This is a genomic window from Pseudomonas syringae group sp. J248-6 (genome assembly GCF_032586995.1).
Lineage (GTDB): Bacteria > Pseudomonadota > Gammaproteobacteria > Pseudomonadales > Pseudomonadaceae > Aquipseudomonas > Aquipseudomonas amygdali.
This window is the reverse complement of record NZ_JAWHOP010000037.1, coordinates 25,862-37,863: the sequence shown is the minus strand read 5'-3', so window position 1 is coordinate 37,863 and position 12,002 is coordinate 25,862. Positions and strand designations below refer to the sequence as shown.

The 12,002-nt window shown below is 61.8% G+C and carries 2 protein-coding genes; one reads left to right on the top strand and one right to left on the bottom strand.

Annotated features, from left to right (window positions below; all coding sequences use genetic code 11):
- Positions 1-272: 272 nt before the first annotated feature.
- A complete protein-coding gene (locus RYC17_RS26415; protein ID WP_316904767.1) occupies positions 273-2,678 on the top strand; it encodes a TonB-dependent siderophore receptor in 2,406 nt (801 codons plus the stop codon).
- A gap of 699 nt (positions 2,679-3,377) precedes the next feature.
- Here RYC17_RS26415 and RYC17_RS26410 read toward each other — a convergent pair.
- Positions 3,378-12,002: a non-ribosomal peptide synthetase gene (locus RYC17_RS26410; RefSeq protein ID WP_316904766.1), complete on the bottom strand. Its 8,625-nt coding sequence runs from the start codon at positions 12,000-12,002 to the stop codon at positions 3,378-3,380.

Here is a 12,002-nt window from a genome sequence, read left to right as displayed (position 1 = left end):
GAACTGTTCTGAATACTTACCCATTTGAACACCCCCATGAGGTCGGATTGGTGTCCAACTTCTTGGGGGCAGTTCACTGGAGCGTGCGGAACGATAGGTGTCCGTAAGAACACCTATCGTGCCAATGCTCCGCGTTGGCATGCCTTTGTGGACGCTCTGCGTCCGGTTTTGATGTGCGACGCGTTGTCGGCTGGTAATGCAGAGCTGTGCCCACGACCAAACTGCGCAAATGCATTATTCTTCGCCATCGCTTTCAACGAGTCATCCCCTCCATGCAAACATCTTCCAGCCGTCTGCGCACAGGCCGCGTGAAAACGCTTGGCTTGCGTCTGGGCGGGCTGGTGCTGGCATTGGCTTTTCAGGGCGAGGCACTGGCTGAAGAGTTCGAATTCGATATCCCAGCACAACCCCTGAACAGCGCTCTTAAAGAGCTGGGGCGCCAGGGCGACCTGCAAATTCTTTACAACCCCGATGATGTGAACGGCAAGTTCAGCAGCCCGGTGCATGGCAGGTTGACGCCTGAACAGGCGGTCGCGGATCTGCTGAAACAGGCTGGCGTAACGCACAACCTCGAGGCCGATACCCTGACCCTTGGCAGCGCGGCGTCCGCGCAACCCATGAGCCTTGGGCCGGTGGCGATCAAAGGCGACCCGTTCGGTATCACCACCGAGGGCAGCGGCTCGTACGCAGCGACCGGCGTGAGCATCAACAAGGCATCACAATCGCTGCGCGAAACCCCGCAATCGGTCACGGTCATGACTCGCCAGTTGATGAACGACAAAAACCTCAACGGCCTCGACGAAGTGATGGCGCAGACGCCTGGCATCACCTTTTCGCAACGCAACTTTGGCTCTCATGTGTTCAGCTCGCGGGGCTTTGCGCTGGAAGACGAGAGCTACACCATCGATGGCGTGGCCGGCCAGGGTTACAGCGTGACCGGCTGGATGACCCCGGACATGGAGATCTACGACCGTGTCGAAGTGTTGCGCGGTGCTGCCGGGCTGCTTATCGGCGCGGGCAACCCCGGTGGCGCGGTCAATCTGGTGCGCAAGCGGCCGACCGCCTTAGCGCAGTTCTCGATCACCACCCGCGCCGGCAGTTGGGACCAGTACCGGGTCGATCTGGATGGCAGCAGCAAGCTCAACGACTCGGGCAGCGTGCGCGGGCGTTTTGTCACGTCTTACGAAGACCGTGGATACTACATCGACGGCCTGAAAAAGACTGCGCCGCTGTTGTACGGCATTCTGGAAACCGACCTGAGCGAAGACACCACGCTCACGCTGGGCCTGCGCCATCAAAGCGCGGATACCCACGGCTATTCGATTTTCGGCCTGCCCCGCTACAGCAACGGCAAAGCGATTGATCTGCCGCGTTCCACCTCCTTGGCCCAGGACTGGAACCGTCATCAGACCCGCACCGACGAGGTGTTCAGCGAACTGGAAACCCGCTTTGACGAGAACTGGAGCGGCACACTGTCTGCCACTCACTCCGATGGCGCTTTCGATCAGAAAGTCGCGTACGCACAAGGCGCCATAGACCCTGCGACCCAGAGCGGTTCACGACTGGTCAAAACCCTGTTTCGCTCGGACACGCTGCAAAGCGACGGTTTCGACAGCCATCTGGACGGTCGTTTCGACGCCTTTGGCCTGACCCACCAGTTGACCATCGGCGGCAACTGGTCTGAGCAAAAACGTGATTCGCGCTATGCCACCGTCAACAGCAATCGGCCGCTGGACATCTTCAATCCCGATCACGACGCGATTGCTGAACCTGCTCGTCCAGCCTGGCGCAGCACCGACTACAGCGACAAGCGTTATGGCGTTTACAGCAACCTGCGCCTGAGCCTGACCGAGTCGTTGAGCCTGGTCATGGGCGGCCGGGTCAGCTGGTATGACTATCAGAGCCAGTCCGCAGGCGTGACTACTCGCGCTCAGGAGGAAAACCAGGTCACGCCGTTCGTTGGCGTGATCTACGATCTGAACCGCGACTGGTCGTGGTACGCCAGCTACACCGATATCTTCCTGCCGCAGAGCGGTTATCGAACGGCATCCGGCGCATTTCTTGACCCGGCCATCGGTGCCAGCCATGAAACCGGCATCAAGGGCGAGTTGTTCGACAAGCGCCTGAACGTGTCTTTCGCGCTGTTCTATGTGAAACAGAAAGACGTGGCGGTCGAGGACGATGCCAATGCGGGCCAGTGCCTGAGCAACGACGCTTACGGTACCTGCTATGTGAATGGCGACATCCGGCGCAGCAAGGGTATCGACATGGAGATCAGCGGTGAACCGTTACCGGGCTTGCAGACCCTGGCCGGTTACACCTTCAACCTCACGCGCGGCAGCGACGGGAAATCGATTTCAGCAGAAACACCCCGGCACATGCTGCGCTTGTCCAGCAGCTACAACCTGCCCGGCACCTGGCGTCGACTGACCGTCGGCGGCGGTGTGTCGGCGCAAAGCGGCTACTCGGAGCACGAGTCGACCCAGCCCATCGACAACCCTGGCCGCGCCATCTGGGACGCACGCGCCTCATGGAAGATCGACGAACACTGGTCGGTGGCCCTCAACGGCAACAACCTGCTGGATCGCAAATACTACAAGGCAACCGGCGACATCGACCGCGGCAACTACTACGGCGACCCGCGCAACTACGTCCTGACGTTGCGCGGCGATTTTTAGAAGCCCGCGCTCGCGCCTCACAATCAAGACCGGACGCAGAGCGTCCAGAACTGCATGCGACGCAGAGCGCCGCACGATAGCTGGGATTATCGTTCCGCACGCTCCAGCGTGGGAATGCCGTTCGTGACGCTCCGCGTCACAGATCTGCGCCGCCCCGCACAATCAAGATCGGACGCAGAGCGTCCAGAACTGCATGCGACGCGGAGCGCCGCACGATAGTCGAGATTATCGTTCCGCACGCTCCGCGTGGGAATGCCGTTCGTGACGCTCTGCGTCACAGATCTGCGCCGCGCCGCAACCTCAAGATCGGACGCAGAGCGTCCAGAACTGCATGCGACGCAGAGCGCCGCACGATAGTCGAGATTATCGTTCCGCACGCTCCAGCGTGGGAATGCCGTGCGTGACGCTCTGCGTCACAGATCTGTGCCGCGCCGCAACCTCAAGACCGGACGCAGAGCGTCCAGAACTGCATGCGACGCGGAGCGCCGCACGATAGCTGGGATTATCGTTCCGCACGCTCCGCGTGGGAATGTCGTGCGTGACGCTTCGCACCACAGATCTGCGCCGCCCCACACAATCAAGACCGGACGCAGAGCGTCCAGAACTGCATGCGACGCAGAGCGCCGCACGATAGTCGCCGGACCAGACACCTATCGTTCCGCACGCTCCGCGTGGGAATGCCGTTCGTGACGCTCTGCGTCACACAAGCCGCTCGGCAAGCCCCTGCAGGAACACTTCCGCGAGCACCACGTTGTCATGCCGCTGATCAACCGTTGTCGAGCTGCGCAGCCCGTTGACCGAGCACTGTTCAAGCAACACCGCTTCAGCCCGGGCAATCTGCCCTGGCGCACGGCTCTGCCCGGCCCACCAGCAATCGGCCTGCACGTTAAGCGTTTTCAGGGTAAATGTCTGGCTCAGCTGTGCGTTGGCTTCCAGTAGCTTGTAACCGGTTTCGATCTCGTCCTGCACGGCGATGTCCTGGAATATGCTGCGCAGGTTGTCGGCGTTCATGCCGGCCTCCAGCGCGACATGGTCGACTACCCAGTCAATCACCTCGCCCTCGCTGGACAGCGACTGCCGGGCGGTTTCGATCAGCCCCACAATCGACGCTTCCTGCAAGCCCGGCACAAACGCCTGCAAGCTTTTGATCAGGCTGCGGTAGTAGTTTTCGCCCTGTTTCTGCGTGGTGACCTCCGGAGCTTCTTCGACCCACTGCATCCCGACCGAGGCAGGCAGTTGGGTGTCCACCAGCCCGAGGAAACTCACCGCGTCGCCCTCACGCTCAAGCACATGCGCCACCTCGATGGCCAGCGCACCACCCATCGACCAGCCCAGCAGGTTGTAAGGCCCGTGCGGTTGAGTCATACGGATTTGCTCGACGTAGTAATCGACCATTTTCTGCCACGACGTATCAAACCAGCCCGGCACCACGTAAGCCTTGTTGACCAGCCCGTAAACCGGTCGGCTGTCGCTCAACTGGCCAGCCAGCGGGTAATACGAGTACGTGCCGCCGCCGCCCGGTGGCAGGCAGAATAATGGCGCGTTGTCTGATCGATTGGCGTTCATGGCAATAACCGCCGATTTGACCTTAGCCTCATCGCTACGCATGAAGTCGGCCAGCTCACCGAGGGTCTGCATCAACAGGAAATCATGCAGTTTGATGGAGACATCAAACGTCTCGCGAATCCTGCCTGCCAGCGAAACCGCCAGCAGCGAGTGGCCGCCCAGGGCGAAGAAGTTGTCGTTGAGCCCTACCCGTTCGACCTGCAGCACCTGCTCCCACAACACGGCAAGACGTTGCTCGAATTCCGTGCGTGGCGCGACGTGGCCTTGCTGTGAACGAGCCACGTCCGGTTTGGGCAGTGCCCGGCGATCCAGCTTGCCGTTGGCGGTCAGCGGCATCACCTCGATGAAGACAAAGTATGTCGGCACCATGTAATCCGGCACGTGAGCCTTGAGGTGCGTTTTCAGGGTTTCGCGCAGAGCGTCCGAGTCCTGAGCGGCATCAGTGCGCACCAGATACGCCACAAGCTGCTTGCCGGAAGGCCCGTCAATGTCGATCACATTGGCTTCTCGCACACCGGCATGCTCATGCAGACGCGCTTCGATTTCGCCCAGTTCGATACGCAAGCCGCGAATCTTCACCTGATGGTCGATACGCCCGGCGTATTCGATAATCCCTTCATCGCGATAACGCGCCAGATCGCCGGTTCGGTAAAGACGCCCGCCCTGCTCGTCGAACGGGTCCGGCACAAAGCGCTCAGCCGTCAGCGCCGCGCGGTTGTGATAACCCCGCGCCAGACCGATACCGCCGAGGTACAGCTCTGCCGCAATGCCCTGCGCGGCAGGCAGCAATCCGTCGTCGAGGATATGGGTTTTCAGATTATCGATAGGTCGACCAATCGGCACGCTGAGCACGTCGTCCGGGGTGCAGGTCCAGTGCGTCACGTCGATAGCCGCTTCGGTCGGGCCGTACAGGTTGAACAAACCCGCCTGCGGCAGACGCGTGAGCACCTGACCGGCCAGTTCGGCAGGCAGTGCTTCGCCACTGCACACCACACGACGCAAGCTGTTACAGCTTTCCACCTGCGGATGGGTGAGAAACGCCTGGAGCATCGACGGGACAAAGTGCAGCGTCGTGACCTGATGTTCGCGGATGGTCTGCACCAGCCGCTCCGGGTCGCGATGATCGCCCGGCAACGCCACGGCCAGACGTGCGCCGGTCAGCAGCGGCCAGAAGAACTCCCAGACCGATACATCGAAACTGAACGGGGTTTTCTGCAATACCGTGTCGCTGCCATCCAGCGCGTAAGCCTTTTGCATCCAGTGCAAACGGTTGACCAGGGCGCGATGGCTGTTACCTGCGCCCTTGGGCTTGCCGGTCGAACCCGAGGTGTAAATCACATACGCCAGATTCAGCGGATGGCTGAGGTTTTCCGGGTTGGCAGTGCTGTAACCGGCCAGCCAGTCGCCGTCCTGATCCAGGCACAGGCGTTGTAACTGCGCAGGAACCGGCAGGCGTTCCAGCAACAAAGTCTGGGTCAACAACAAACCAATGCCGCTGTCCTGCATCATGTACGCCAGCCGATCCTCGGGGTAATCCGGGTCCAGCGGCACATAAGCGCCACCGGCCTTGATGATTGCCAGCAGGCCGATGACCAGTTCCAGACTGCGCTCGACACAAATCCCCACCAGCACATCCGGGCCAACACCCGCTTCACGCAAGCGATGCGCAAGCTGATTGGCGCGAGCGTTGAGTTGCCCATAGCTGAGTTGTTCGGCGGCGAAAATCAGCGCCGGGGCGTCCGGAGTGGCCTGCACCTGCGCCTCGATCAGGCTGTGCAGGCAGTGCTCGCTCGGGAAATCGGCGGCGGTAGCGTTCCAGTCCCCCAACACCTGCTGCTCGGGACCACTCAACAAAGACAGCTCACCAATCGCCGCCTGCGGATCGTGCACCAATGCCTGCAAAACCTGCCTCAGATGCGCCGACAACTGCGCCATGTGCTGCTCGCTGAAATGCTGGCGGGCATAGCTGAAGCGCATCGACAGAGTTTCGCCCAGATTGACCACCAGAGTCAGCGGGTAGTGGGTCTGCTCCTGGGTGTGCAGGCCACCGAACACCAGCCCCTGCGGCGCGGACTGTTGCAGCGCTTCGGACACCGGGTAGTTTTCGAACACCAGAATGTTGTCGAACAGCGCCTCGCCAGCGCTGCGTGCCCAGCGTTGAATCTCGTACAACGGCGTGTGTTCATGCTCACGCAGGGCGATGTTCTTCGCCTGCACCTGCTGTACCCAGTCCGCCACCCGCTGTTCCGGGCGCGGACTGGCGATCACCGGCAAGGTGTTGATGAACAGCCCCAGTTGCTCCTCAACACCCGGCAGGTCAGCCGGACGCCCGGCCACGGTAGCGCCAAAGGTCACGCTGGACTGCCCCGTGTAGCGTTGCAGCACCAGTAGCCACGCCGATTGCACCAGCGTGTTTAGGGTGACACGCTGCTCGCGGGCAAACTCGCTCAACTGGCGGGTGCCATCGGCATCGATCAGTTGCAGGTAATCACCATGCCCCTGCTCGCTCCCGGACGCTTTGAAGGCCTGAACCAGCCGGGTCGGCTCGTCCAGTTCGGCAAGCTGGCCGGTCCAGAAACGTTCGCTGAGCGCAGCATCCTGGCGTTGTAGCCATTCGATGTAGTCACGATAACGGCTGACTTGCCTCGGCAGCGTCTGGCCGCTGTAGCGTTGCAGCACCTCGCCCAGCAGGCGCGAGCTGCTCCAGCCATCCATGAGAATGTGATGGCTGGTGTAGATCAGTTGATGCGTCTGCTCGCCAGTACGCAATACGGCCAGGCGCAGAAGCGGCCCCCGAGCCAGGTCGAAGCCCTGCTGGCGATCGGCATTCGCCCAAGCGTCGATCCATTCGCCTGATTGCGCACGGGCATCCAGTTCGACGAACGGCATGCTGACATCGCGCAACACCACTTGCAGCGACTGCTCAAGATGGCTGACAAAGCCGCTGCGCAGCACCTCGTGGGCATCCAGCGTGGCCTGCCAGGCGGCGCGGAAACGCGGCACGTCCAGGCCACTGACCTCGACGCGCATCTGGTTGATGTAATTGCCCGCTTCCTGCTCGAACAGGGTGTGGAACAACATGCCCTGCTGCATCGGTGCCAGCGGGTAGATATCTTCGATCTGCGCCGCAGGGATTGGCAAACGGCTCAACTGCGACTGGCTCAGGCGTGCCAGTGGGAAGTCCGACGGAGTTACCCCAGCCACGCCATCAGTGGTGCAATGCGCAATCAATTGTTGCAGTTCAACCGCATATTCGTCGGCCAGCCGCTGCACGGTGTCACGTTCAAACACCGCACCGCTGAAGGTCCAGCTCAGGCGCAATTCGCCGCCATACACCTGACCATTGATGCTGAGCGGCGCACTCAGCGGCGCATCGGCGCTCTGCGACGCGCCGCTGCTCTCGGCCGAGGGCGTGAACAGCGCGCCTTGTGCGTCGAAGCTGCCGTCGAACTGCCCAAGGTAATTGAACACGATACTGCCCAGCGGTAACGCTTGCAGGGTCTGCCGCGCAGATTCGCTGCCCAGATAACGCAGGGCACCGTAACCAATGCCCTTGTCAGGCACTGCGCGCAGCTGTTCCTTGATGGCCATGAACGAATCAGCCAGCGTGGCCTGCGGCGTGAGCCGGACCGGGTACAGGTTGCTGAACCAGCCGACCGTACGGGTGATGTCCAGCGCGTCGAAGAGGTCTTCGCGGCCATGCCCTTCCAGACGAATCAGCGCATGCGGCTGCGCGGTCCAGCGACTGACCACCCGCGCCAGCGCGGTCAGCAACAGGTCGTTGATCTGCGTGCGATAGGCCGCCGGAGCATCTTGCAGCAGTTGCCGGGTCTGCTCGCCATTCAGGTGCGTAACCACCGACAGCGCGTGCTTCTGTTGCTGACCGCCGTGCGGGTAATCGCATGGCAAGGCGTCGCTGACGTCCTGCAACTGCATCTGCCAATAATCCAGTTCCTGCGCCAGCACAGGGCTTTGCGCGTAGGCCTGCAAGTGCTCGGCCCAGCTTTGCAGCGAGCTGGTCTTCGTAGGCAGCGCCAATGGCTGGCCTGCTGCGATGGCGACATACGCCTGTTGCAGGTCTTCCAGCAGCACCCGCCACGACACGCCATCCACCACCAGGTGATGGATCACCAGCAACAAACGCTGCTCGCCCTGCGGCAAGTCGATCAGCACCGCACGCAGCAACGGGCCGTTTTTCAGGTCCAGACTGCGTTGTGCTTCATCGGCCAGTTCAGGCAAGCGCTCGGCACTGTCCAGTTCGTGGGTCCAGAGCAGCTCGCGAGTGTTCAGCGCACCGAATGTGGCTTGCCATTGGCCGTCTTGCTGGGTGAAACCCAGGCGCAGCGCGTCGTGCTGTTCGATCAGCGCGGTCAGTGCAGCTTGAAGGTGGATTGCATCCAGCTTTTGCAGGGGCTTGAGCATCAGCGCCTGATTCCAGTGCTGACGCTCTGGAATATCCTGTTCAAAGAAACGTGCCTGAATCGGCAGCAACGGCAGCGAGCCACTGACCTGTTCGACCGCGGCAGCTGGTTTCTTCTGGATCAGTTTTGCCACCGAGGCCAACTGGCCGATGGTCTGCTTTTCGAACAACTGCTTGGGGCTGAGCTTGATGCCATGGCGCTTGGCGCGAGCGATGATCTGCAGGCTGAGGATCGAATCGCCGCCCAGCTCGAAGAAGTTGTCAGTGCTGCCGACCTGCTCCAGTTTCAATACGTCCGCCCACACGGCGGCGAGCTTTTCCTCGATCTCGCCGACTGGCGCGGTGTAGCGCTGTTTGACCACGCCCGGCTTGGGCAAGGCGCGCTTGTCGAGCTTGCCGTTGGCGGTCACGGGCAGCCTGTCCAGCAGCATGATCTGCGCGGGCACCAGGTATTCGGGCAAGCGCGCAGCCAGTTGCTCGCGCAGACCTTCGACATTCAGGCTCGCACCGGCCGCCGCAACGCAGTACGCCACCAGTTGCAGACGTGTTTCGTCGCTTTCCAGCGGCTGCGCCAGCACCACGGCTTCGGCGACGCTTTCCAGGGTTTGCAGCAACTGGCCGACTTCCCCCGGCTCGACCCGGTAACCGCGGATTTTCACCTGATCATCCGCGCGCCCCAGGTACTCCAGCACGCCGTCCACCCAGCGCGCGCGGTCACCCGCACGGTACAGGCGCTGACCATCGGCATGCGGGTCCGGCACGAAGCGTTCGGCGGTCATCGCCGCACGGCCCAGATAGCCCTGCGCCAGACCGCGACCGCCCAGATACAGCTCGCCTGCCACCCGTTCGGCAACCGGGTTGAGATAGGCGTCCAGCACCCGCGCTTTGCCATTGGCCAGTGGTTGACCGACCGGCACACTGCGGCAAGCGTCAACGCGCTCGGCGACTTCATGGGTGAGGATGCCGACCGTGGTTTCCGTCGGGCCGTAGTGGTTGACGATCCGGCAGCCCGGTTTGAGCGCGCGGATTTGCTCGATCAACGCCCAGGAACTGGCCTCGCCACCCAGAATCAGCAATTGGCCCGGCAGCACGTCGGTCGGGTTGGCGGCTTGCAGCAGCCCCTGCAAATGGCTGGGTACGATTTTCAGCACTTCAACGTGATGCTCAGCCATGTAACGGGCGAAGCCATCAGGGTCGAACGCCTGCTCATGAGACAGCAGATGCAGCGGCCGACCGGACGCCAGCGCACCAAACAGCAAGGTATGGCCCAGGTCTGCGGCGACCGTCGACACCATCGCCATGCTCGCCCCGTCATCCAGCGACAGGCGCTCAAGCACGCCCTGCACGTAGTTGGCCAGCGCGCCGTGGCTGATCACCACGCCCTTCGGCTGCCCGGTGGAGCCGGAGGTGTAGATGATGTACGCCGGTTGCCCGGCGATGACACGCACATTCAGCGCACTGCCATCCACTTCGGACCACAGCGCAGCATCGAAGGCCAGTACCGGGCACACACCCAGTTGCGCGGCCTTGTCATCGCCGGACGCGTGAATCAACAACGCCGCGCCGCTGTCACGAACCAGTTGCTGCAAACGCTCGGCAGGTTGTGCGCTGTCCAGCGGCAGGTAAACGGCACCGAGTTTGAGCACCGCCAGCAGGCTGACCACCCATTCCACAGAGCGGTCCAGGCACAGCGCAACGGTCATGCCCGGCTTGATGTCCTGCGCATGCAGGTAGCGGGCGAACTGGTTACTGCGTTGTTCAAGTTCATCAAAGCTCAACACCTGCTGGCCAACGCGCAACGCGGTCTTGCCACGTCCGATGCGCAGGCCCTGTTGCCACAGGCTGAGGAAGTCATCGCAGGCAAAATCGGCACTCTGCTCAGCGACCGGCAACGACACTGCTTGCGGCTGATCAGCCAGACGCTGGTCAGTGTCCACGACCAGTGCCTGCATCACAGCACGCAGCGCATCGGCCATGCGCTCGATGGTCGATGGCTCGAACAGGTCGGTGGCGTAAGTGAAATAACCGCGTATGCCGCGCGGCGTGTCGGTGAAGTCGAAGGCCAGATCAAAGCGTGCATCGCTGCTGCCAATCGGAAACTCATCGACGGTCAGGCCCGACACACGTTGCCCGCTGTCTTCGGCCGCCAGCACATGCTGATTGATCTTGAACTGGAACAACGGGTTGTGGCCCAGATTACGCTCGGGTGCCAGCGCGTCCACCAGATGTTCAAAGGGCAGCTCCTGATGCGACTGGGCACCGGTGACCACCTGTTTCACCTGATCCAGCAACTGCGCAAAGCTCTGCTGCTCATCCACCTGCACACGCAGAACCTGAGTGTTGATGAAGAAGCCGATCAGGCCTTCCAGCTCGCTACGGGTGCGCCCGGCGTTGGGCGCACCAATGCGAATGTCGGCCTGACCACTGAAACGCGACAGCACCACCGACAGTGCCGCCAGAGTCAGCATGAACAAGGTCTGGCCGCTATTGCGCGCCAGGCTTTTCAGCTGCGTAGACAATTGTTCCGGCACATCGACGCGCACCGTCGCGCCACGCTGGCTCGGTTGCAGCGGACGCTGATGATCCAGCGGCAGGCTCAATAGCGGATGCTCAGTGCCCAACTGCTGCTTCCAGTAGTTCAACTGCCGCTCGCCCTCCCCGGCTTCCAGCCATGCGCGCTGCCAGATCGCGTAGTCGGCATATTGAATGGCCAGCGCAGGCAATTGCGCTGGCTGCCCGGAGACCTGCGCCTGATACAACTGCACAAACTCACGAATCAGCACTTCGCCGGACCAGCCATCGGAGACGATGTGATGCATGCACACGGTCAGGACGTGCTCGGCTTCGCCCAATTGAAACAGCCTGACCCGCAGTAATGTACCGCTGAGCAAATCGAAGGGCTTTTGCAGCTCGGCGCGCACCTGGTTTTCGATGTCGGCTGGCGCAACCGAGGCAAACTCAAGGGCAACGGTCGCCTGCTGAAGAATCTCCTGATAAAACGCGCCGTCCTCGGAAACAAACCGGGTGCGCAGGGTTTCGTGGCGCTGCACCAGCCTGTCCAGCGCTGCGCTCAATGCCTGGCGGTCCAGCGGGCCATTCAGACGCACTGCCATAGGCACGTTGTACGCGGCGTTGCCCGGTTCCATCTGCCAGAGAAACAGCATGCGCTGCTGGGCGTAGGACAGCGGGATACGCGCTACATCATGCCGGGTTACAGCGATGGGCAGCAGTTTGAAGCTCTGCCCGGTCTCGTGCATCTTGTTCAGAATCTGGCGGCGCTGTTCGACGGGCAAACCAACGAAACGCTGGGCGATACGCTCTGCTGCAGACTTGTCCAT